Origin of the sequence: Sphingomonas melonis DAPP-PG 224 (assembly GCF_000379045.1) — a bacterium.
Lineage (GTDB): Bacteria > Pseudomonadota > Alphaproteobacteria > Sphingomonadales > Sphingomonadaceae > Sphingomonas > Sphingomonas aquatilis.
The window spans coordinates 2,182,774-2,204,410 of sequence record NZ_KB900605.1 but is presented as its reverse complement, the minus strand read 5'-3'; the positions used below and the strand labels follow the sequence as shown (position 1 = coordinate 2,204,410).

19 protein-coding genes are annotated in these 21,637 nt (G+C 69.5%); 12 read left to right on the top strand and 7 right to left on the bottom strand.

Annotation, left to right across the window (positions count from 1 at the left end):
- Nucleotides 1-2 precede the first annotated feature (2 nt).
- Nucleotides 3-749 (bottom strand): triose-phosphate isomerase, encoded by a 747-nt coding sequence (tpiA, locus tag SPHME3_RS0110820; RefSeq protein ID WP_024310564.1) that lies wholly within the window; start codon nucleotides 747-749, stop codon nucleotides 3-5.
- Between the two features lie 128 nt (nucleotides 750-877).
- On the opposite strand from tpiA, the gene SPHME3_RS0110815 reads away from it, so the two are divergent.
- A complete protein-coding gene (locus SPHME3_RS0110815; RefSeq protein ID WP_017979146.1) occupies nucleotides 878-2,818 on the top strand; it encodes a peptidylprolyl isomerase in 1,941 nt (646 codons plus the stop codon).
- A gap of 1 nt (nucleotide 2,819) precedes the next feature.
- Nucleotides 2,820-4,322, top strand: coding sequence for an anthranilate synthase component I (gene trpE, locus SPHME3_RS0110810; RefSeq protein WP_017979147.1), 1,503 nt, complete (start codon nucleotides 2,820-2,822; stop codon nucleotides 4,320-4,322).
- 151 nt (nucleotides 4,323-4,473) lie between these two features.
- On the opposite strand, the gene SPHME3_RS0110805 is transcribed toward trpE, so the two are convergent.
- Complete coding sequence (locus SPHME3_RS0110805) at nucleotides 4,474-4,905, bottom strand: hypothetical protein (protein WP_017979148.1); 432 nt, start codon at nucleotides 4,903-4,905, stop codon at nucleotides 4,474-4,476.
- A gap of 163 nt (nucleotides 4,906-5,068) precedes the next feature.
- On the opposite strand from SPHME3_RS0110805, the gene SPHME3_RS0110800 reads away from it, so the two are divergent.
- From SPHME3_RS0110800 to lexA, 6 genes are read left to right on the top strand one after another with little or no spacing between them, the layout of a single operon-like run.
- Nucleotides 5,069-5,653 (top strand): anthranilate synthase component II, encoded by a 585-nt coding sequence (locus tag SPHME3_RS0110800; protein ID WP_017979149.1) that lies wholly within the window; start codon nucleotides 5,069-5,071, stop codon nucleotides 5,651-5,653.
- A complete protein-coding gene (gene trpD, locus SPHME3_RS0110795; protein ID WP_017979150.1) occupies nucleotides 5,650-6,645 on the top strand; it encodes an anthranilate phosphoribosyltransferase in 996 nt (331 codons plus the stop codon). Before SPHME3_RS0110800 ends, trpD begins: the two co-directional genes overlap by 4 nt.
- Nucleotides 6,642-7,418, top strand: coding sequence for an indole-3-glycerol phosphate synthase TrpC (gene trpC / locus SPHME3_RS0110790; protein WP_017979151.1), 777 nt, complete (start codon nucleotides 6,642-6,644; stop codon nucleotides 7,416-7,418). Before trpD ends, trpC begins: the two co-directional genes overlap by 4 nt.
- On the top strand, nucleotides 7,415-7,882 hold the full coding sequence (gene moaC / locus SPHME3_RS0110785; RefSeq protein WP_017979152.1) for a cyclic pyranopterin monophosphate synthase MoaC: 468 nt from the start codon (nucleotides 7,415-7,417) through the stop codon (nucleotides 7,880-7,882). The genes trpC and moaC overlap by 4 nt, the downstream gene beginning before the upstream one ends.
- Nucleotides 7,883-7,886: 4 nt before the next feature.
- Complete coding sequence (locus tag SPHME3_RS0110780) at nucleotides 7,887-9,068, top strand: molybdopterin molybdotransferase MoeA (RefSeq protein WP_017979153.1); 1,182 nt, start codon at nucleotides 7,887-7,889, stop codon at nucleotides 9,066-9,068.
- A gap of 58 nt (nucleotides 9,069-9,126) precedes the next feature.
- Nucleotides 9,127-9,819 (top strand): transcriptional repressor LexA, encoded by a 693-nt coding sequence (gene lexA, locus SPHME3_RS0110775; protein ID WP_017979154.1) that lies wholly within the window; start codon nucleotides 9,127-9,129, stop codon nucleotides 9,817-9,819.
- Nucleotides 9,820-10,078: 259 nt separating this feature from the next.
- Here the strand turns inward: lexA and SPHME3_RS0110770 are convergent, their stop codons facing one another.
- Complete coding sequence (locus SPHME3_RS0110770; RefSeq protein WP_231292024.1) at nucleotides 10,079-12,199, bottom strand: ComEC/Rec2 family competence protein; 2,121 nt, start codon at nucleotides 12,197-12,199, stop codon at nucleotides 10,079-10,081.
- Between the two features lie 80 nt (nucleotides 12,200-12,279).
- Here SPHME3_RS0110770 and gltX point away from each other — a divergent pair, with 80 nt between their 5' ends.
- Genes gltX through SPHME3_RS0110755 form a run of 3 tightly spaced genes read left to right on the top strand, consistent with a single transcriptional unit; the run spans nucleotide 12,280 to nucleotide 15,201 of the window.
- Nucleotides 12,280-13,698 (top strand): glutamate--tRNA ligase, encoded by a 1,419-nt coding sequence (gene gltX, locus SPHME3_RS0110765; RefSeq protein ID WP_017979156.1) that lies wholly within the window; start codon nucleotides 12,280-12,282, stop codon nucleotides 13,696-13,698.
- Nucleotides 13,699-13,714: 16 nt separating this feature from the next.
- The gene (locus tag SPHME3_RS0110760) at nucleotides 13,715-14,998 is read left to right on the top strand and encodes a citrate synthase (RefSeq protein ID WP_017979157.1); all 1,284 of its coding nucleotides are present in this window, start codon (nucleotides 13,715-13,717) and stop codon (nucleotides 14,996-14,998) included.
- A complete protein-coding gene (locus SPHME3_RS0110755; protein ID WP_017979158.1) occupies nucleotides 14,998-15,201 on the top strand; it encodes a hypothetical protein in 204 nt (67 codons plus the stop codon). Before SPHME3_RS0110760 ends, SPHME3_RS0110755 begins: the two co-directional genes overlap by 1 nt.
- Before the next feature lie 28 nt (nucleotides 15,202-15,229).
- On the opposite strand, the gene SPHME3_RS0110750 is transcribed toward SPHME3_RS0110755, so the two are convergent.
- The 4 genes from SPHME3_RS0110750 to SPHME3_RS0110735 are packed head-to-tail and all read right to left on the bottom strand — an operon-like array spanning nucleotide 15,230 to nucleotide 19,230.
- Nucleotides 15,230-16,576 carry a sensor histidine kinase gene (locus tag SPHME3_RS0110750; RefSeq protein ID WP_017979159.1) on the bottom strand — a complete coding sequence of 449 codons (1,347 nt, stop codon included), beginning with the start codon at nucleotides 16,574-16,576 and terminating at the stop codon, nucleotides 15,230-15,232.
- Complete coding sequence (locus SPHME3_RS0110745) at nucleotides 16,573-17,673, bottom strand: hypothetical protein (RefSeq protein ID WP_017979160.1); 1,101 nt, start codon at nucleotides 17,671-17,673, stop codon at nucleotides 16,573-16,575. The genes SPHME3_RS0110750 and SPHME3_RS0110745 overlap by 4 nt, the downstream gene beginning before the upstream one ends.
- 36 nt (nucleotides 17,674-17,709) lie before the next feature.
- Entirely contained in the window at nucleotides 17,710-18,891 is a 1,182-nt protein-coding gene (locus SPHME3_RS0110740; RefSeq protein WP_017979161.1) for a glycosyltransferase family protein, read from the bottom strand.
- A gap of 48 nt (nucleotides 18,892-18,939) precedes the next feature.
- Nucleotides 18,940-19,230: an Hpt domain-containing protein gene (locus SPHME3_RS0110735; RefSeq protein ID WP_017979162.1), complete on the bottom strand. Its 291-nt coding sequence runs from the start codon at nucleotides 19,228-19,230 to the stop codon at nucleotides 18,940-18,942.
- Between the two features lie 100 nt (nucleotides 19,231-19,330).
- Here SPHME3_RS0110735 and SPHME3_RS0110730 point away from each other — a divergent pair, with 100 nt between their 5' ends.
- A complete protein-coding gene (locus SPHME3_RS0110730) occupies nucleotides 19,331-21,637 on the top strand; it encodes a coiled-coil domain-containing protein (RefSeq protein ID WP_017979163.1) in 2,307 nt (768 codons plus the stop codon).

Sequence of the window (21,637 nt, the reverse complement as noted above, 5' to 3'; positions counted from 1 at the left end):
CGTTACAGCGTCGCCGCCGCCTCGATGATCGGCACGAACTTCGCCGCGGTCAGGCTCGCGCCGCCGACCAGGGCGCCATCGACATTCTCGCAGGCGAGGATCGTTGCCGCGTTATCGCCCGTCACCGATCCGCCGTACAGGATGCGGATCCCGTCCGCCGCGTCGCCGACCAGCTGGCGCAGCTTGGCGCGGGCGATCGAATGGATCGCGGCGATCTGGTCCAGCGTCGGCGTACGGCCGGTGCCGATCGCCCAGCGCGGTTCGTAGGCGAGCGTGAACCAGCTGCCATCGGCATTGTCGGGCACCGATTTCTCGATCTGCGCCTGCACCACACGCTCGGCGCGGTCGGCGTCGCGCTCGGCCTCGGTCTCGCCGCAGCAGGAGATGACGTGCAGCCCCGCGCGCCGTGCCGCCGCGGCCTTGGCCCAGGCGTCATGGCTGGTTTCGCCCTGGTCCGCCCGGCGCTCGCTATGGCCGACGATGGTGAAGCGCGCGCCGGCCTCCGCCACCATGCCCGCCGAGACGCAACCGGTATGTGCGCCGCTGTCCGCCTCATGCACATCCTCGGCACCGATCGACAGGTTGGGCACCCGTTCCGCCGCGCCCGCGATCAGCGTGAAAGGCACGGCGACCGCCACGTCCACCCCCGGTGCTGCCTCTGCCGCGGCGGCAATCGCGTCCAGTTCGGCGAGCGCCGCGCGCGATCCGTTCATTTTCCAGTTTCCCGCCACGAACTTGCGCCGAGTCATCCGACCTCCCGTCCTGCCTTATCAGTCGTTTTACACGTTAAACGCGTCATGCCTGCCCGCGCGCTTGATGGCAAGGCACTGCCCCCCTAAAGCGTGGACCAAATCTTACAGGGACGATCGGCCACTCCATGCTCAGCTTCTTCCGCCGGATCATCAATTCCAAGGCCGGCGTCGTCGTCACCTTCATCGTGCTGGGCGTCATCGCGCTCGCCTTCGCCGCGGGCGACATCACCGGCCTCGCCGGCAACGGCCCCAGCCTGTCGGGCGGCAGCGTCGCCACCGTCGGCGGCACGAAGATCTCGCCCGCCGAGCTGCGCCAGCGCGTGCAGACCGAACTGGCCGGCGCCCGCCAGCGCATCCCGACGCTGACCATGGAACAGCTGCTCGAACAGGGCGGCCTGCAATCCACGCTGGACCGCGCCATCAACGGCGTCGCGCTGGAACGCTTCGGCCAGGACCAGGGCATGGTCGTCAGCAAGCGGTCGATCGACGGCGTCATCGCCGGCATCCCCGGCCTGCGCGGTCCCAACGGCCAATTCGATCCCGTCCGCTACCAGCAGCTGCTCGCCGACCAGAAGCTGACCGACGCGCAGGTCCGCACCGACATCGCGCGCGACATCATCGCGCAGCAGCTGATGCTGCCGACGCAGGGGGCGACGCAGGTGCCGCAGAAGATCGCGCTGCCCTATGCCTCGCTGATGCTCGAAAAGCGGTCCGGCCAGATCGCGTTCGTCCCCGCCTCCGCGCTCGCCGGCGGCCCGGCGCCGACCGACGCCGAATTGCAGGCCTTCTATCGCCGCAACGTTGCGCGCTTCACCGTGCCGGAACGCCGCGTGATCCGCTACGCCCGCGTCACGCCCGAGATGGTGAAAGCCGCCGCCACGCCGACCGATGCCGAAATCGCCGCCGCCTACAAGAGCCAGGCGCCGCGCTTCGCCGCTGCCGAAAAGCGCACGATCGCGCAGGTTGTGGTCGCCGATCAGGCCGGCGCCAACGCCATCGCCGCCAAGGTGAAGGGCGGCACGTCGCTGACCGACGCCGCCCGCGCCGCCGGCCTGGAAGCCGCGACGCAGACCGCCGTCACCAAGTCGGCCTATGCCGGCACGACCAGCACCGCGATCGCCGACGCCGCCTTCGCCGCGCCGCGCGGCGGCGTGATCGGTCCGGTGCGCGGGCCGCTCGGCTGGGTCGTCGCCAAGGTCGAATCGATCGAACAATCGCCCGGCAAGACGCTGGAACAGGCGAAGCCGGAACTGATCGCCGCGCTGTCGAAGGACAAGCTCGCCCGCGCGCTGTCGGACCTGCATGACAAGCTGGACGATGCGCTCGGCAAGAGCGCGACGTTCGACGAGGTGACCGCCGACCAGAAGCTCAGCGCCACCACCACGCCCGCGCTGCTCGCCAACGGCACCAACCCCGATTCGCCCGGCACCGCCGCCGATCCGGCGATCGCCCCGATCGTCGGTGCCGCCTTCCAGATGGCGGAGGGCGACCCCGCACAGCTGGTGCCGACCGGCCAGGACGGCAGCTTCGCCGTGGTCGCGCTCGGCCGTGTCGTCCCCGCCGCGCCGCGCCCGCTGGATCAGGTGCGCGCACAGGTCGCCGCGGACTATGCCGCCGATCGCGCCCGCGCCGCCGCGCGCAAGCTCGCGACCGACATCCTCGCCAAGGTGAACAAGGGCACGCCGCTGGCGCAGGCGATGGCGACCGCCGGCCGTCCGCTGCCGCCGGTCCAGCCCGCCGTCGCGACGCGCGCGCAGCTCGCGTCCGCGCAGGGCCAGGTGCAGGCGCCGCTCGCTCTGATGTTCGCGATGGCCAAGGGCAATGCCAAGCTGCTCGAAGCGCCGAACAATGCCGGCTGGCTGATCGTCAAGCTCGACCAGATCGTGCCCGGCGACGCCAAGGGCGTGCCGCAGGCGGTGGCCGGTGCCCGCGCCAGCATCGCGCAGCTCGTCGGCCGCGAATATGCCGAACAGTTCGCCCGCGCCGTCCGCAACGCCGTCGGCGTGAAGACCGATGCGGCCGCGCTGGCCAAGGTGCGCGCCGATCTTACCGGCGCCGGCAACTGAGATGAGCGCCAGCGCCGCGGCGATCGCGACCCTCGCCGCCGGGCGCCCGGCGTTCGTCTGGCGGCGGCAGGTCGCCGACACCGAAACGCCGGTCGCCGCCGCGCTTAAGCTCATCGAGCCGGGCCGCGGCGACTTCCTGCTCGAATCGGTCGAAGGCGGCGCGACGCGCGGGCGGCACAGCCTGATCGGCCTCGCGCCCGATCTCGTCTTCCGTGCGCATGGCGACACCGCCGAGATCAACCGCCACTGGGCCACCGATCGCACCGCCTTCCAGCCGACCGGGACGCCGACGCTCGCCGCGCTGCGCGCGCTGGTCGCGGAATGCCAGGGTCAGGTCCCTGCGGAATTACCGCGCGCGCTCGCCTGCCTCGTCGGTTATTTCGGCTATGAGACGATCGGCCTCGTCGAACGGCTCGACGCCCCGGCCGCCGATCCGCTCGGCCTGCCCGACATGCTATTCGTCCGGCCGACGGTGATCTGCGTGTTCGATCGCCTCGCCGATGCCCTCTATCTGGTCGCCCCGGTATGGCCCGATGCCACGCGCACGCCGGAAAAGCTGGTCGCGGCCGCGGAGGACCGTCTAGACGACGTCGCCGCCCGCCTTGCGCATACCCCGCTGCCGGCGCCCGTCACCGCAGACCCCGAAGAGCCCGCCTATACGCCCGCCATCGCGCCGCAGGACTATGCGACGATGGTCACCCGCGCGCAGGACTATATCGCTGCGGGCGACATTTTTCAGGTGGTGCTGGCGCAGCGCTTCTCCGCGCCGTTTGCGCTGCCGCCGTTCGAACTGTACCGCAGCCTGCGCCGCATCAACCCCTCGCCCTTCCTCTATCACCTCGATCTGCCCGGCTTTGCGCTGATCGGCTCGAGCCCCGAAATCCTCGTCCGGGTCCGCGACGGTCAGGTGACGATCCGTCCGATCGCCGGCACCCGCCCGCGCGGCAAGACCGCGGCGGAGGACGAGGCGAATCGCGAAAGCCTGCTCGCCGATCCCAAGGAACGCGCCGAGCATCTCATGCTGCTCGATCTCGGCCGCAACGACGTCGGCCGGGCGGCGGCGCCGGGCACGGTGCGCGTCACGTCGAGCTACGGTATCGAATTGTACAGCCACGTCATGCACATCGTCTCGAACGTGGTGGGCGACCTGTCCCCCGCCGCCGACGCGATCGACGCCCTGTTCGCCGGCTTTCCCGCCGGCACGGTCAGCGGCGCCCCAAAAGTGCGCGCCTGCCAGATCATCGCCGAACTCGAGCCCGAACGGCGCGGCGCCTATGCCGGCGGCGTCGGCTATTTCTCGCCGGACGGATCGATGGATTCGTGCATCGTCCTGCGCACCGCGATCGTAAAGGACGGCACCATCCACGCGCAGGCCGGCGCCGGCATCGTCGCCGACAGTGTGCCGGCTTACGAACAGCGCGAGTGCGAAGCGAAGGCTGGAGCGATCCTCGCGGCCGCCCGCGACGCCGTAGCGCGCGCGGCGGATGGGCAGTTCGGGCAGTAGGCCCTAGGCACCGCGCTCCGACGAAACCTCAGCCAATCCGTCATCCCAGCGAAGGCTGGGATCTCCCGGTTGGTGTGCGCGCCGAAAGCCGCAAGAGACCCCAGCCTCCGCTGGGGTGACGAACTGAACTAGGACCGTAGTAGTCCCAGCCTCAGGGGATCTGCGCCTGCGCATCGCGCTGCGCACGCCGCTCGGCCGCCCACTGGCGGTTCTGCATCAGCGCACAGCCGCTCTGCCCACCGGTGCCGACGGGCGAGCACGTATCCGGCAACCCGGCCGCGGCGCGACCGATCTGGTCCTGCACCGCCACCTTGTTCGACCATGCCTGGTTCTGCGCCGGGATCGGCCCGCTGTCGCGGAACTGCTTCGGGATGCGATAGGGCTGATCGAGCGTCGAACACACGACGATCTCGGTCGACGTGCTCTGCGGGCACTTCTGTCCCACGCCCAGCGTCACGCTGCGCACCCGCTGCGGCGGCGAGCCCGCCTCCGCCGTCCCGTCCGTCCCGGTGGCGGGGGTGGTCTGCGCGGAAGCGACCGCCGGCAGGGCGATGAGGGCGGCGAGCAGCAACGGGCGGATCATGACGGGCACTCCTTCAAGTCGTTCAACGTGCAGCCGCCGCCATGGCTCCCGCCGGCGTGGCATGGTTTTTCGGGTCTAACCGAACCGACATTGCTACAGGATTGCCGCGACGCAAGAGGGTGCGACAGGTTGCACGCCCGCGCTCTTCGGCTATGGCGGCGCGATGATCCTCGTCGTCGACAATTACGACAGCTTCACCTGGAACCTCGTCCACTACCTCATGGAGCTGGGCAGCGAGGTCGAGGTGGTGCGCAACGACGCCATTTCGGCGGGGCAGGCGCTGTCGTCGGGCGCCAGCGCCTTCCTCATCTCGCCCGGCCCCTGCACCCCGACCGAGGCGGGCGTCAGCCTCGATCTCGTCGCCGCGGCCGCGGATGCGGGGCGTCCGCTGCTCGGCGTGTGCCTGGGCCATCAGGCGATCGGCCAGCATTTCGGTGGCAAGGTCGAACGCGGCGGGCTGATGCACGGCAAGACATCCCCGGTCGACCATGACGGCACCGGCCTGTTCGAAGGGCTGCCCTCGCCGTTCATGGCGACGCGCTATCACAGCCTGATCGTCAACGACGTGGCCTCGCCCCTGGTCGTCAACGCGCGGACCCAGGACGGCATTGTCATGGGCTTCCGCCACGAACACCTGCCGATCCATGGCGTGCAATTCCACCCGGAAAGCATCGCGACCGAACACGGCCATGCCATGCTCGCCAACTTCCTGACGATCGCCGGCATTCCGGTGCGCGAGCGCCCGTGACCAGCGTCGTCCTGCTTCCCGATCCATCGACCCCGCTGTCGCGCGAAAGCGCGGCGCAGGCGTTTGCCGATATCCTCGACGCGCGCGTCTCGGCAGAGGCGATCGGCGACTTCCTGCTCGCTCTGTCCGATCGCGGCGAAACCAGCATCGAAATCGCCGAGGCCGCCCGTGCCCTGCGTGCCCGCCTGATCCCGATCGCCGCTCCCGATGGCGCGATCGACGTCTGCGGCACGGGCGGTGACGGGCATCATACGCTCAACGTCTCGACCGCCGTCGCGCTGGTCGTCGCGGCCTGCGGCGTACCGGTCGCCAAGCACGGCAACCGTGCCGCCTCGTCCAAGGCCGGCGCTGCGGATACGCTGGAGGCGCTCGGCCTCGACATGGAGATCGCCGGCGCGACCGCGGAGGCTAGCCTCGCCGATATCGGCATCGCCTTCCTCTTCGCCGCCAACCATCACCCGGCGATGGCGCGGATCACGCCGATCCGCCGCCGCATCGGCAAGCGTACGATCTTCAACCTGATGGGGCCGCTCGCCAATCCGGCGCGCGTGTCGCACCAGCTGATCGGCATCGCCCGCCCCGATTACGCCGGCCTCTATGCCGAGGCGCTGGAACAGCTCGGCACCGCACGCGCCGCGGTGATTTCGGGCGAAGAGGGCCTGGACGAGCTCTCCACCGCCGGCCCCAGCCTCGCGGTGAATGTCGGCAGCGCGGCGCTGCCATCGCGCATCACGCCGGAAGACGCCGGCCTGCCCCGCCACCCGCTCGCCGCCATCCGCGGCGGTGACCCGGCCTATAACGCCGCCGCACTGCGCCGCCTGCTCGATGGAGAGGCGGGCGCGTATCGCGACGCCGTGCTGCTCAACGCGGCGGCGGCGCTTGTCGTCGCCGACCGCGCACCCAATCTCACTGCGGGCGCACAGGCCGCCGCCGAAGCGCTCGACGCCGGCCGCGCCGCCGCGCTCCTCGACCGCTGGATCGCCTACCGATGACCATTTTGTCCCGCATTATCGAAACCAAGCGCGCAGAGGTTGCCGCGCGCAAGGCGACGATCAGCCTCGCGGATCTCGACGCGCGCATCGCCGCGGTGACGCGCCCACGCGGCTTCCGCGCCGCGCTCGACGCAAAGTCGGGCCATGCGCTCATTGCCGAAATCAAAAAGGCCAGCCCGTCCAAGGGGCTGATCCGTGCCGATTTCGATCCGCCCGCCCATGCGCGCGCCTATCAGGCGGGTGGCGCGGCCTGCCTGTCGGTGCTCACCGACGAACAGTGGTTCCAGGGCAGCGACGACTATCTGATCGCCGCGCGCGCCGCCTGCGACCTGCCGGTGATCCGCAAGGATTTCATGGTCGATCCCTGGCAGGCAACCGAAAGCCGCTCGATCGGCGCCGACGCCATCCTCATCATCGTTGCCGCGCTGGACGACAATCAGATGGCGGAAATCGAGGCCTCGGCGCTCGATTGCGGCATGGACGTGCTGGTCGAGGTGCATGACGAATCCGAACTGGACCGCGCGCTCCGCCTCAAGTCGCGGCTGATCGGCGTCAACAACCGCAATCTGCACGACTTCTCCGTCGACTTCGCCCGCACCTACGAGCTGGTCGGCAAGGCGCCAAAGGGCTGCACCTTCGTTGCGGAAAGCGGCCTCGAAACCCGCGCCGACCTCGACGCGATGGCGGCGCATGGCGTGCGCTGCTTCCTCATCGGCGAGGCGCTAATGCGCGCCGACGACGTCGAGGCCGCGACGCGGGCCTTGGTCGGGTGAGCCACCTCACCCATCTCGACGTCGACGGTGCCGCGCATATGGTCGATGTCGGCGATAAAGCCGTGACGCAGCGTCGCGCAGTCGCCTCCGGCCGCATCGCCATCGCCCCCGACGCCCTCTCTGCGATCCGCGACGGCGCCGCGAAGAAGGGCGACGTGCTCGCCGTTGCCCGCGTCGCCGGGATCATGGCGGCGAAGAAAACCGCGGACCTCATCCCGCTCTGCCACCCCTTGCCCCTCACCCGCGTCACGCTCGACCTGACGCTGGACGATGCCGGCATCACCGCGACCGCGCTGACCGCCACCGACGGCAAGACCGGCGTCGAGATGGAGGCACTGACCGCCGTGTCGGTCGCCTTGCTCACCATCTACGACATGGCGAAGGCGATGGATCGCGCGATGACGATCTCGGACATCCGCCTGCTCGAAAAGGCCGGCGGCGCGTCGGGCGACTGGCGCGCCTGACGCCATGGCGCTGCTCCCGATCGACGAAGCCCAGGCGCGGCTGTTCGCGCACGCCCCGCCGGTCGGGACCGAAACCGTGCCTCTGGCCGCCGCCGCCGGCCGCTGGGCGGCAGACGACATCGCCGCCCGCCGCACCCAGCCCGCCACCGATTTGTCGGCGATGGATGGCTATGCGATCCGCTTCGCCGATCTGCCCGGGCCCTGGACGCTGATCGGCGAAAGCGCCGCCGGCCGCCCCTTTGCCGGCACCGTCGGTCCTGGCGAGACCGCGCGCATCTTCACCGGCGCGGCCCTGCCCGCCGGCGCCGACACGGTGATGGTGCAGGAAGAGGTCGCCGCCTCCGGCACCACGATCCGCCTCACTGGCGAAGGCCCAGCAACGCTCGGCCGCAACACCCGCCGCCGCGGCCTCGACTTTCACGCTGGGGATCGCCTGATCGCGCGTGGCGAGCGGCTGACGCCCGCGCGCATCGCCGTCGCCGCGACCGGCGGCATCGGCACGATCGCGGTCCACCGCCGAGTGCGCGTCGCCATCTGTGCGACGGGCGACGAACTGGTCGATCCGGGCGCTGGCGGCGACCCGAGCGCGCTGCCCGAATCGAACCGCGCGATGCTGGCCGCGATGCTCGCCGACCTGCCGATCGAGCTGATCGACCTCGGCATCCTGCCCGATGATCTCGATCGCCTGCGCGATGCGTTCGCGCGCGTCGACGCCGATCTGCTCGTCACCACCGGCGGCGCGTCGGTCGGCGACCATGACCTCGTGCGGCCAGCGCTGGAGGCGGCGGGCGGCGTCATCGATTTCTGGCGGATCGCACTGCGACCGGGCAAGCCGATGATGGCGGGACGGCGCGGCGCGATGCAGGTGCTGGGCCTGCCGGGCAACCCGGTATCCGCCTTCGTCACCGCCCTACTCTTCGTCAAACCGTTGATCGCGCACCTGTCCGGCGCCGCAGACCCGCTGCTGCGCAGCACGATGGCGATCCTGGGCGAAGACTTGCCCGCCAACGGCCCGCGCACCGATTATCTGCGCGCGGAGCTGCGCGACGGCCGCGCCTATGCCTCGACCATTCAGGACAGCTCGATGCTGCTGACGCTGGCGCGTTCGCATTGCCTGATCGTGCGGCCGGTCGATGCCCCCGCCGCGCGCGCGGGCGACTCGGTGGAAATCCTCGTCATCGCTTGACGCCCCACGAATTGTTCCCTAGAAGTTCCGCGTCTGTTCTGACGGGGAAGGACCGCTTATGCTCACGCGCAAGCAGCACGAGCTTGTATGCTTCATCAACGACCGGCTCGAGGAGACGGGCATCTCGCCGTCGTTCGAGGAGATGAAGGACGCGCTCGACCTCAAGTCCAAGTCCGGCGTCCACCGCCTGATCAGCGCGCTCGAGGAACGCAACTTCATCCGCCGCCTGCCCAACCGTGCGCGCGCGCTGGAAGTGCTGCGCATGCCGGAACGCTCCGAACGCAAGGCGCCCGAAACGCCCGCTCCCGCGGCGCCGCCGAGCGCGCCGGCCACGGACAACGTGCGTCCCGCGCCCTCGCCCGCGAACGACGTCGTCGAAATCCCGCTGCACGGCCGGATCGCCGCGGGCGTGCCGATCGAGGCGTTCGAAGGCAGTTCGATGCTCGCCGTCCCCGCGGCGTTGCTCGGCACCGGGGAACATTATGCGCTGGAAGTCTCCGGCGACTCGATGGTCGAGGCTGGTATTCTCGATGGCGACTATGCGCTGATCCGCCGCACCGACATCGCCCGCGATGGCGAGATCGTCGTTGCGTTGATCGAGGACAGCGAGGCGACGCTCAAATATTTCCGTCGCGAAGGCGCGATGATCCGCCTCGATCCCGCCAACCGCGCCTACGAACCGCAGCGCTATGTCCCCTCGCACGTCCGCGTGCAGGGCAAATTGTCGGGTATCCTCCGCCGCTACGACTGACGGGATTCCGCCGTGGTGGCGCGCCGCAACATATGGTCGTCCGTGAGACTTTTGTGACTTTCCAAACGGCGGCTTTAGCCCCCCGTCGAGGGCCGGGCATCCCGGCTTCCCGCTGATTGCGCGAATGAAAATGTCTAGATATCAAATGTCTAGACAGGGGCGCCATGGCGAGCCTAACGAAGCAATGACGGATCGACCCTATGTCATCCCGCTACAGGAGGCAGCGTCCCGTCGCCATGGCCCAGCGCGCCGGTGGGGGTCATCGCGACGGCACGGCCGCCGGGATATCGTCCGGCCGAGGCGGGGCGACCTTGGCTCCCACCAGCCACGGATGCCGATCCCCTGGCTGCATCACCGTCCGCACACGTCCGCTCGCCAGGGTCAGCATGACGCCGCCGGTGCGCCGCAGCACGGGCGCGTCTAGCCGCAGCCAGCGCGGCCGGCACGCCCGCGGCAGCCGCCGGTCGCTCACCACGACGTCCGCTCTCCCACAGGCCGCGACCACATCCCGCCATGCCAGTTGGTAGCCGCTGCGGGTCGCCAGGACGCGGAACGACTGCCCTCCCCCGTCCCGCAGGACCGCCACGCACGCATCGCGGCTGCACCGCGCCTCCGGCAGATCGTCGAGCAGCCACGGCTCGCCATCGGTCCCGCCGTTTTCGGCAAGCATCACCCGCGTATAGTCCCCGGCGCGATCGCGCAGCAGCGCCAGCCGTCCGCCCACCCGGATCGCCATATGCCGCCCATCGCCCGTCACCAGCAGATCGGGTGGCGGGGTCAGCGCCGCCCAGACGGCACCGGCGACGATCGGCAGCGCGCCGACCCAGCGCAGCCGCGTGCTCCACAGCGTCAGCCACAGCCCACCCGCGACCATCGCCAGAAACGCCCCCAGCGGCATCGACGGCACCGCCAGCGACGCGCCCGGCGCATCCGCCACCACATGCGCCAGCCACAGCAGCCCGCGCAGCGCCCCATCGGTCAGCCACCACACGGGCCCGCCCAGCCCGACCGTGTCCAGCACCAACGCCCCCGCCTCCAGCGGCATGACGACGAACGTCGTCAGCGGAATAGCGACCATGTTGGCGGCAGCCCCATACAGACCCGCCTTGTGAAAGTGATAGACCGCGATCGGCATCAGCGCAGCCTCCACCACCACGCCCGTCAGCAGCAGCGACCCGAGCCCGCGTAGCAGACGGCGTGCACGCGCTTCCTCCCGCGGCTCGAACCACCCGCGCACCCGCGGATGCTCATGCAGCGCGACGATCGCGACGATCGCAGCGAACGACAGCTGGAAGCTCGGCCCCACCAGCGCTTCCGGCCGCACCGCCAGCACCACCATCGCACCGGCCGCGACCAGCCGCAGCGTCATCGCCTCCCGCCCCATCGCCAGCGCCGCCAGCACCAGCAGCGCGGCGACGCACGATCGGATCGTGGGAACCTGGGATCCGGTGAGCAACGTATAGCCGATGGCGGCCAACGCCCCCATCCCCGCCGCGACCAGCGGCAATCGAACGCGAATGGCAAGCCATGGCCACAGCGCGAGCAGCCGCAACGTCACGAACATCGTCGCCGCCACCGCCGCAGTGATGTGCAGCCCGCTGACCGACAGCAGGTGCGCCAGGCCCGCCCGCCGCATCGCCTCCGCATCGCGCTCGCTGATCGCTCCCTCGTCTCCGGTCGCCAGCGCCGCCGCGATGCCGCCCCGGCTCCCCTCCAGCCGATCGGTGATATGCGCGGTCAGGCGTCGCCGAAGGCTGCCCTCCGGCATGCCGGGCGACACCAGCTCCACCGGCGCGAACCCCCGACCGGTCGCGCCGATCCCGGCGAACCACGCGGCCCGCGCAAAGTCATATGCGCCCGGCACCGACGCCGCCGCCGGCGGCATCAGCCGCGCGCGCAGCCGGACTCGCGCCGCCTCGCCCAGCCCCTTTGGCACATCGTCGGTCGACAGGTTGACCCGCACCCGCGGTGGCAATCCCAGCCCCGGATCGCTCTCGATCGTCAGCCGCACCAGGTCGCGCGCGACGAGCGCCTCCATCCCGATCACCCGCCCGGTCACCACGGCGACGACCGGCCGCGCCAGCACCGGTGCCGCGACCTGCTCGGCGCGCCACCACGCGGTCGCCACGCCTGCCGCCATCAGGATACCGCCGACAGCGACGCTATGCGCCGCCCGCCCGCCCCGCCCGATCGCCGCCGCAGCGCAGGCGATGGCCAGTGCCGCCAGCATCGCTGCGATCCACTGGTTGGGGTCAGGCATCAGGAACCAGCCGCCAGCGCCCGCCCCGAACGCCACCGGCACCCATAAAGCAATCCGATCGCGTTCCGCGTGCAGCCACGCTTCCACACGATCGCGCAACCGATGCCACCCCTGGGGCATTTGAAGGCGCACGGAGCGCGTGCTAGAGGCCGCGGCGGCTGAACTGGCCATCAGGTTTCAAACTTTGGGAGCAAGCGCGGTTGGGCGCAACAGTTGAAAATCGTTCGGGCGACGGCGCGGGAATAGTCACGCGATTCGCCCCCTCGCCCACCGGCTATCTGCACCTCGGCGGCGCGCGCACCGCGCTGTTCAATTGGCTGTACGCGCGTCACCATGGCGGCACGTTCCTGCTGCGGATCGAGGATACCGATCGTGCCCGCTCGACGCAGCCGGCGATCGACGCGATCCTCGCCGGACTGCAATGGCTGGGCATCGACTGGGACGGCGATGCCGTCTTCCAGTTCGCGCGCGCCGATCGCCATGCCGAAGTGGCGCATCAGATGGTGGCGAACGGCCATGCCTATCGCTGCTACATGACGCAGGAGGAGATCGCCGCGCAACGCGAAGCGGCGCAGGCGGCGAAGCAGCCGTTGCGCATCCGCTCGCCCTGGCGCGATGCCGATCCCTCGACCGCGCCGGACGGCCAGCCCTTCGTCGTGCGCCTGAAGGCGCCGCATGACGGCGCGACGACGATCGACGACCAGGTGCAGGGGTCGGTGACGGTCCAGAACAGCGAGCTTGACGACCTGATCCTCCTGCGCTCGGACGGCACGCCGACCTATATGCTCGCGGTGGTGGTCGACGATCACGACATGGGCGTGACGCATGTGATCCGCGGCGACGATCACCTCAACAACGCCTTCCGCCAGCTACCGATCTACAAGGCGAATGGCTGGCCGGAGCCGGTCTATGCGCATATCCCGCTGATCCACGGCACCGACGGCGCCAAGCTGTCGAAGCGCCACGGCGCGGTGGGGATCGAGGCGTATCGCGACGAGCTCGGCATCCTGCCCGAAGCCTTCGACAATTACCTGCTCCGCCTCGGCTGGGGCCATGGCGACGATGAGATCATCAGCCGCGAACAGGCGACCGAATGGTTCGACCTCGACGCGGTCGGCAAGAGCCCGTCGCGCTTCGATCTGAAGAAGCTCGAAAACCTCAACGGCCATTACATCCGTGCTGCCGACGATGCGCGGCTGGCGGGATTGGTCGCTGAGATCGGCGGCTATACCGACGTCGATCTGCTCACGCGCGCGATGCCGGTGCTGAAGGCGCGCGCCGCCAATCTCAACGAACTGAGCGACGGCGCCGCTTTCCTGTTTGCGGTCCGGCCGCTCGCGATGGATCAGGCAGCTTCGGACCTGCTGACCGCCGATGCCCGTGCGCTCCTCGCTGCGCTGCACGCCGCGCTTGACGCGGTGCAGCAGTGGGATCAGGAGACAATCGAAGCAGCGGTACGGCAGGTGGCGGACAGCACGGGCGCAAAGCTCGGACAGGTCGCCCAGCCGCTCCGCGCCGCTCTCACCGGGCGCAAGACCTCGCCCGGCATTTTCGACGTGCTCGCGTTGCTCGGCAAAGAGGAAAGCCTCGGCCGCATCGCGGACCAGATGCAAGTCTGATAGGAAGGACAACCAGATGACCGAAGCCGCAAAGGTATCCGTGAACGGCAAGGATTTCGACTACCCGGTCATGTCCGGCACTGTCGGACCCGACGTCGTCGACATCCGCAAGTTCTACGCGCAGACCGGGGACTTCACCTATGATCCGGGGTTCACCTCGACGGCGTCGTGCCAGTCGAAGCTGACCTATATCGACGGCGACGAAGGCGTTCTGCTGCATCGCGGCTATCCGATCGGCGAACTCGCCGAACAGTCGAGCTTCATGGAAGTCGCCTATCTGCTGCTGAACGGCGAGCTGCCCTCGGCGGATGAGCTGACGGGCTTCACCAACACGATCACGCGCCACACCATGGTGCATGAACAGCTGGCCGCGTTCTTCCGTGGCTTCCGCCGCGATGCGCACCCGATGGCGATCATGTGCGGCGTCGTCGGCGCGCTGTCGGCCTTCTACCACGACTCGACCGACATCCACGATCCGGTGCAGCGCACCATCGCCTCGCACCGCCTGATCGCCAAGATCCCGACGATCGCGGCGATGGCGTACAAGTATTCGGTGGGCCAGCCCTTCCTGTACCCGGACAACTCGCTGTCCTACACCGGCAACTTCCTGCGCATGACCTTCGGCGTTCCGGCCGAGCCGTATGAAGTGAACCCGGCCGTCGAAAAGGCGATGGACCGCATCTTCATCCTGCACGCCGATCACGAGCAGAACGCCTCGACCTCGACCGTTCGTCTGGCGGGTTCGTCGGGCGCGAACCCGTTCGCGTGCATCGCGGCGGGCATCGCATGCCTCTGGGGTCCGGCGCATGGCGGCGCGAACGAAGCCGCGCTCAACATGCTGCGCGAGATCGGCACGCCCGAGCGTATCCCCGAGTTCATCGCGCGCGCGAAGGACAAGAACGATCCGTTCCGCCTGATGGGCTTCGGTCACCGCGTCTATAAGAACTACGATCCGCGCGCGACCGTGATGCAGAAGACCGTGCGTGAGGTCTTCGACGCGCTGAAGGTCAATGATCCGCTCTTCGACACCGCGCTGCGGCTGGAAGAGCTGGCGCTGTCGGACGATTACTTCATCGAGAAGAAACTGTTCCCGAACGTCGACTTCTATTCGGGCGTCATCCTGTCGGCGATCGGCTTCCCGACCGAGATGTTCACCGTGCTGTTCGCCCTCGCCCGCACCGTCGGCTGGGTCGCGCAGTGGAACGAGATGATCACCGATCCCGACCAGAAGATCGGCCGTCCGCGTCAGCTGTACACCGGCCCGACGCAGCGGTCGTACGTGCCGGTCGAGCAGCGCTGATGCGCCGCGCCCGGCCGGTCCTCATCTCGATCGGCGTCATGCTGACGCTGGTCGGGTTGCTGTGGGTCGGCCAGGGCCTCGGCTACGTCCATTGGCCGCAGGAGAGCTTCATGCTCGACCAGCGGCCATGGGCGGACCGTGGTGCCGCGCTCGCTGTCGGTGGATTACTCTTGATCCTGGTCGCGCGCCGCATCCGACGCTGACGCCCCGCAGAACGCTTAGGGGGCCCGCTCAGACCGGCAGGCTGAGCGTAAACCGCGCGCCCTCACCGGGCGCACTTTCTACCGTCAGATCGCCGCCCATCGCCCGCGCCAGACGCCGCGCGATATAGAGGCCCAGCCCATTGCCGCCCGCCTCAGTCGGATCGACGCGTTCGAACTTCTCGAAAATGCGCGCCTGATCCTCAATCGCGATGCCCTTGCCCTGATCGGCGACCACCGCCTCTGCCATGCCGCCGGTGCGCAGCGCGGTGACGCTCACGACGCCACCCTCCGGCGAGTAGCGCACGGCATTGCCGACGAGATTGACCATGATCTGCAACGCACGGCGGAAATCGCCCTGTGCCGGCATGCGCAGCTCGGGCAGCGGCCGCGCGATCGCGACGCCCGCGTTGCTCGCGCGGACGGAAAGCAACCCCGCCGCGCGGCGCGCGACGTCGGCGAGATCGATCGAATCGGTATCCAGCGCGAAATCGGGCCGCTCGATCGCCTGCAGATCCACCAGATCGTCGACCAGTCCGAGCAGATGCCGGCCCGCATTGGCGATGTCCGACGCATAATCGGCATAGTCGCGCTGCACCGGCCCCTCGGCCTCGGCATGGATCGTGTCGGCATGCGCGATGATCCGGGCAAGCGGCGTGCGCAGCGCCTTGTCGAGCCCTTCGGTGAAGGCCGGCGCAATTGTCGAGGGAGAGGCCGGAGCGGGCGCCTCGTCCTCAACCCGCGCGATGCCGGACAGACCGGCAAACTGGCCCGAGGGGTCTCGGCGCACATGCGCGGTCAGCAGGACGCGGACGTCGCGACCGCGCACACGCGCACGCTGGCGCTCGAGCGGCCGCTGACGCGCCACCGCCTCAAGGATTGGGAGCGCACCGTCACCATCCGAATCGAGCGTGAACAAGGCGGTCAACGGCTGACCGAGCAGCGACAAGGCGTCGAGCCCCAGCCGCCGCGCCGCATCGATCGACACGAATGTCAGTCGAAGCCCGCCGTCCGTATCCCAGGCAAGATCGTCCGATTCGACCAATCGGGCCGCGGGCGATGCGACGACCGGCCGCGCCCGCATCTCACGCCAGCCGCTGACAGCTATGCGTACGCCCTCGCCATCCGGTTGGGCTCGTATCCACAGGTCGAGGTCGGTATCCCCGTCGGCAACCACGACGCCGCGCGACACGAGAATGCCGAGCCGCCGCGCCAGACGCGCCACCGTCGCCAGTTGCGGCACCGCCAGCGCGGCGCCCATCATGCCGCCGGCCGCTTCGTTGAGCGCGAGCAGAGCCGGGTCGGCCGCAACCAGCCGTCCGTCGCCATCGATCATCGCATGGCTGACAGGAACGTCGGGGATGCCGTCCAGTCTCATCGTCCAGCCTCTCGCGCCAAAGCATCGATCGCGAGACGCAAGTCATGGTGCAGCGTCAGCGGGGCCAACGCCGATCGCGCAGCCTCGACCGGAACGGCGGCAATGGCGTCGAGTTCCTCGGCAAAGATATCGATGTCGCGCCGTGGATCGGCGTCGGCGAGTGCCAGCGCGATCCGCGCGATCGTCGGGCGATCGAGCGCCGCCGCCCGCAGCGCCAGCCACAGCCGGTCGCCCTCAGGCTCCAGCACGATCGCGCGCGCGCCGGTGAAGTCGAGATCGACCGCGCGGCCGAGGATTGCAATAAACAGGATCAGGCGGCGATCACCGAGGGCTTCGACCAGCAGGTCGCCGAGTTCGTGCGCTCGTGCATCGATCGCACTCGCCAGGCGGACCGCCAATGCTTCGACCCGCTGGCCCTCGTCGTGCGCGGCAAGACTGCGCTGCGCTGCCTCGACGATCGCACGATCGACTGCGGCATCCTCGCCCGATACCGCAAGGCGACCTTCGCGAATCGAGGCGGCGACCCACCAGACCAGTTGATGATGCCGCTCAGCGGGTAGCAAGCCGGGCATTGCACCACCTTGCTCCACCGCGGCGCGGCGGCGAGCCTCTGCGGTCATCAACGCCCGCGCCGCGGCGGCGACGACGCCGTCATCGACCTCGGCTAGGCGAACGAGCAGGCTCGGCTGATCGGGCGTACCCGCCTGCGACGGCAGCGCGGCGGCGATTCGGTCGCATCGCACCTGCGCGATCAATTCGTCCATCAGACCACGGTCGCGCAGCAGGCCCGCACGCGACAGGCGTCGCACCACGTCCTCATGCCCTTTCAGCAGCTGTTCGGCCTGCGTATCGGCGCCCTGCCCTGCGAGCACGCGGGCCGCGTGACGGCGGATCTCCGTCTCGACGCCCTGTACGACAGCCGCGAGCATGCGCCCAAGCGCCACGCGCGTCCGCTCATCCAGCCGCGAATCCTCGGCCACGAAGAAATCGTCGATCGCACCGGTCAGGCGTGCGTCGGCGCGCGCCGCGAGACGGGTCGCAGCGCCGATGCGCGTGGCGAGCGCATCCCGCTCCGCCTGATCCGTTCCGACCGCCATGATGTGGTTGCCTACGCTTCCATCATTAAGACAGCGTTATGCAAGGGTCCGCAATCGCTCGATTCCAGCGGCCAATGTTGCGGCGGCATAGGTCGCCGCAAGCCCCAGTCCCAGCATGGGCGACGACAGGAGCGCGCCCAGCCAGACGAGCAGAAGATACGCCGGAGGACTGCCCCACCACATCCGCCGCGGCGCCGGCCCCAGCGCGCGCTCGCCAAGGCCCGCAAGCACGACACCGGCGATCGCCAGCATCTGCTCGCTGCCATCGACCGATAACTGAGTCGCATCATGGCCATAGGCCAACACCGCCAGCGCCGGCAGGATCGCGGCTGCCCGAGTCAGCCATGTCGCGCTGCCCGATTCGTCGCGCAGATCGGCGAGGATCGCACCGAGCGACAGGCCCAGCGTGCCGACCAAGGTCAACAGCAGACCCGACACGTCGTACCCGAACGCGGTCAGCGTCGTACCGAGCAGCCCCACCACGCCTCCGGCGGCTGCCACGGCGAGGACGGGCACCGTCCGCGGCACCAGCAAAGGAATGACCGACCGGGCGAGCGGGGCAGTCACATAGCGTTCGAACCACCCACTGCGCGACGACACCATCGCCGCCATCGCGCGCCGGCTTCGCGCGTCGAGCGCCTGCGCGGAATGACCGACGCCATGGCTCGCGCGAACCGCCTCTTGCGGCAGCAGGATATGCGTCGCCCGGGCCTGCGACGCGAGGCGGACAAGGGTCGAAGGCACGTCATAGTCGCGGGGCATCGCCGCCAGCTCGGCGAGGCGACGCGGTTCCAGCCGGGCAACGCCTGCCCAGACCATGCCACCGCCCAGCCGCTCATAGCCCGGGCCCACCTGATCCTCCGGCACGACCAGCAGCGCATCGCCGCCCTCGCGCGCCAGTACGGCGAGCGTATCGCCGGTCGTGGTCAACCCATCCGCCAGCATCAGCACGCGGGCCAGCGGGTGCAAGGTCTCGGCCGCCTCGGCGGCGGTCCGCACCGTGTCGACTGCAATGCCCCGTTTGCCTATCCGGTTGATCGCGCCCAGCAATTCAGGCGTCAGGCGGGCAACGACGATGATGATCTGCGATGCGCCAGCGGCGATCAGCAGCCGCGCCTGGTATTCGATCAGCGTCACGCCACCGAACGGCAGCGTTGCGGTCAGCATGTTGGGCCGATCGTCCGCGTCGTGCATGGCGAAGAGAAGGCCGGCGAGCATCTGGCGCTGTTAAGGGGTCATCTTCCTCCTGCCTAGGGCGGATTGCGGCTAAAGGCGCATCACCGATCGACGCAGCTTGCCGAGGATAGCCGTATCGCGCGCACCGTCGGCCGCCTGTGCCGCCAGGGCCATCAGCCGGACCGCCCCGAAGCTCGCCGCCAGCCCCTTCAATCGCGAGGCCGCGTCACGCCATTGGTCGCGGGTCGTCGCCGCGTCCATCGCCGCCAGCGCCCGTTCGGCGCTTTCGGTAAAGGCCAGCCGCAATTCGGCGATCAACCCGGGTTCGTCACCCACTGCGGCGGCCAGCGCCGCGTCGATCGCTCCGGGATCATACGCCATGAGAGGCCGCTTAGCGCACCACCACTTAATCAAGTGTTGCAGTTTCGCTTTATGACGGTGCCGAACATGGTTAAGCCCGGCGGACACGAACGGGGGTTCCATGATTATCGACATGCGGGCGGAAGCCGCAGCCACCGACGATGCCCTGGGCCGGTACGAGCTGGAACCGACCACGCCCGAATCGATGGGTGGCCACGGCGACTATCACGGCGGCGAACCGCTTGCCTGGACCGAGGCGGTCGAGGTCGAGCCGCGCCGCGCGACGTGGCTGGCGCCGACGCTGGCGATCACCGCCTCCGTCGCCTGGATCGGCGGCATGCTCTGGCTCGCCCGCGACCAGCTTCCGTTCCTGCTGCCCGTCCCCCTCGCCCAATATATCGCCGCGCTGGCGGTGATCCCCGCCCTCATCGGCATCGTCTATCTGCTCGCCATGCGGACCAGCCGGCGCGAGGCAACCCGATTCCGCAGCACCGCCCAGGCGATGCGTGCCGAGGCCGCCAGTCTGGAACGGACGGTCGCCGCCGTCTCCCGATCGCTCGACGCCAACCGCCGCCAGCTCGCCGACCAGATCACCACGCTGATCGCGATGGGCGATGGCGCCAACGAACGGCTGGCTGCCGTCGGGCGCGGCATGGCACTGGAGATCGGGCAGGCCGATGCGCACGCCCGCGCGCTGTCCGAAGCCGTAGCCGAGGCGCAGACGCACCTCGGCGTCCTCCTCGCCTCGCTGCCGCGTGCGCAGGCCGAGGTGGCGGAGGCCGGCCGGCTGCTCGACGATACCGGGCTCGCCGCTGGCGAGCATGCCGCGGCATTGGAGGCGAAGCTCGCCGCGCTGGCCGACCGCGGCCGGGAGGCGGACCTCGTCGCTGGCGGCGCCGCACAGAAACTCGCTGCGCATATCGCGCGGATGGAGGCGACCAGCGAAACCGCAGGCGCGCGGCTCGAATCGGTCACGGGCGACATGTCCGACGCGGTCGACGCGCTGCTCGGCCGCACGGCCGATGCCGTGGACGAGGCGCGCAAGGGCATAGCCGCGCAGGGCGAGGCGATGCTGGCGATGCTGCGCGCCAACCAGGCTGCGCTGGACACCGCCGCGCGACAGAGCGCAGACGCTTTGGGCGAACGGATCGCCGCCGTCGAAGACGTCATCGACCGAGTGACGCTGCGCCTGCACGACCAGCGTGGGGCCAGCGAATCGCTGCTCGCCGGGCTCGATGCCGGGATCGAGCGGGTCGAGACGCGGCTGGATACGTTGCACGCACAGGGCGTCGACCGGTCGCAGTTGCTCGCCGCGTCGATCAGCGCGCTGGGTGGCTCGGCGGATGCGATGACGGAAGCGTTGCGCACTGGCGAAGCGATGGCGACGCGAACGATCGGCACCACCGAATCGCTGCTCATCGCGCTCGACGCCGCGGCGCGTGAGATCGACGAGACGCTGCCCGAAGCACTCGCCCGACTCGATTCGCGCATCGCCTCCAGCAAGCAGGTCGTCGTCGCCGCCAAGCCGGAGCTGCTCGCACTCGTCACGGCCGCGGAAAGCACGCACGATGCGATCGAGGCGATCGCAGGCGTCATCGCCGAACAGACGACGACGCTCGATCGCCTGTCGGGCACTCTCCTCCAGACGCTCAACGACGGTCGCGCCAAGGCCGACGCGCTCGGCATGATGGTCGACGAAACGATCGATCGCACGCATCGCTTCGCCGAAGAGGCCGCGCCGCGGCTCGTCGACGCGCTGCTCCGCGTCCGCGACACCGCATCCGTCGCGGCGGACAAGGCGCGCGAGACGCTGGCGAGCGTCATTCCCGATGCGGCCAGCCAGATGGAGGAAGCGAGCGCCGAGGCGATGCGCCGCGCCACCGGCGACACGGTCGAGCGGCAGGTGCGGGCGATCGCCGATGCGACGGGGCATGCCGTCGATGCCGCCACCCGCGCGACCGAACGGCTATCCGCGCAGGTCCAGCAGATCCTCGATCAGACGGCGCTGGTCGAGACGCGGCTGGAGGATGCCCGCACCGAGCGCGAAGAGGCGGAGCGCGACACATTCGCCCGCCGCGCCTCCCTGCTGATCGAATCGCTCAACTCGGCAGCGATCGACATCACGAAGGCATTTGCACCCGAAGTGTCCGACAGCGCCTGGGCCGCCTATCTGAAGGGCGATCGCGGTGTCTTCACCCGCCGTGCGGTGCGCGTGCTGGAACCGGGTGACGCCCGCGATATCGCACGGCTGTACGACGACGACGCCCGGTTCCGGGAGTCGGTCAATCGCTACATCCACGATTTCGAAGGAATGCTCCGGACGATCCTGGCACAGCGGGACGGCTCGCCGCTCAGCGTGACCTTGCTGTCGTCGGACATGGGTAAACTGTACGTCGCACTCGCGCAGGCGATCGAACGGCTGCGCTAG

Excerpts from the sequence above, each read along its gene's own strand:
- tpiA (WP_024310564.1), bottom strand. The coding sequence starts at position 749 with ATGACTCGGCGCAAGTTCGTGGCGGGAAACTGGAAAATGAACGGATCG.
- SPHME3_RS0110815 (WP_017979146.1), top strand. The coding sequence starts at position 878 with ATGCTCAGCTTCTTCCGCCGGATCATCAATTCCAAGGCCGGCGTCGTC.
- trpE (WP_017979147.1), top strand. The coding sequence starts at position 2,820 with ATGAGCGCCAGCGCCGCGGCGATCGCGACCCTCGCCGCCGGGCGCCCG.
- SPHME3_RS0110805 (WP_017979148.1), bottom strand. The coding sequence starts at position 4,905 with ATGATCCGCCCGTTGCTGCTCGCCGCCCTCATCGCCCTGCCGGCGGTC.
- SPHME3_RS0110800 (WP_017979149.1), top strand. The coding sequence starts at position 5,069 with ATGATCCTCGTCGTCGACAATTACGACAGCTTCACCTGGAACCTCGTC.
- trpC (WP_017979151.1), top strand. The coding sequence starts at position 6,642 with ATGACCATTTTGTCCCGCATTATCGAAACCAAGCGCGCAGAGGTTGCC.
- SPHME3_RS0110780 (WP_017979153.1), top strand. The coding sequence starts at position 7,887 with ATGGCGCTGCTCCCGATCGACGAAGCCCAGGCGCGGCTGTTCGCGCAC.
- lexA (WP_017979154.1), top strand. The coding sequence starts at position 9,127 with ATGCTCACGCGCAAGCAGCACGAGCTTGTATGCTTCATCAACGACCGG.
- SPHME3_RS0110770 (WP_231292024.1), bottom strand. The coding sequence starts at position 12,199 with ATGCCCCAGGGGTGGCATCGGTTGCGCGATCGTGTGGAAGCGTGGCTG.
- SPHME3_RS0110760 (WP_017979157.1), top strand. The coding sequence starts at position 13,715 with ATGACCGAAGCCGCAAAGGTATCCGTGAACGGCAAGGATTTCGACTAC.
- SPHME3_RS0110755 (WP_017979158.1), top strand. The coding sequence starts at position 14,998 with ATGCGCCGCGCCCGGCCGGTCCTCATCTCGATCGGCGTCATGCTGACG.
- SPHME3_RS0110750 (WP_017979159.1), bottom strand. The coding sequence starts at position 16,576 with ATGAGACTGGACGGCATCCCCGACGTTCCTGTCAGCCATGCGATGATC.
- SPHME3_RS0110745 (WP_017979160.1), bottom strand. The coding sequence starts at position 17,673 with ATGGCGGTCGGAACGGATCAGGCGGAGCGGGATGCGCTCGCCACGCGC.
- SPHME3_RS0110740 (WP_017979161.1), bottom strand. The coding sequence starts at position 18,891 with ATGCTCGCCGGCCTTCTCTTCGCCATGCACGACGCGGACGATCGGCCC.
- SPHME3_RS0110735 (WP_017979162.1), bottom strand. The coding sequence starts at position 19,230 with ATGGCGTATGATCCCGGAGCGATCGACGCGGCGCTGGCCGCCGCAGTG.
- SPHME3_RS0110730 (WP_017979163.1), top strand. The coding sequence starts at position 19,331 with ATGATTATCGACATGCGGGCGGAAGCCGCAGCCACCGACGATGCCCTG.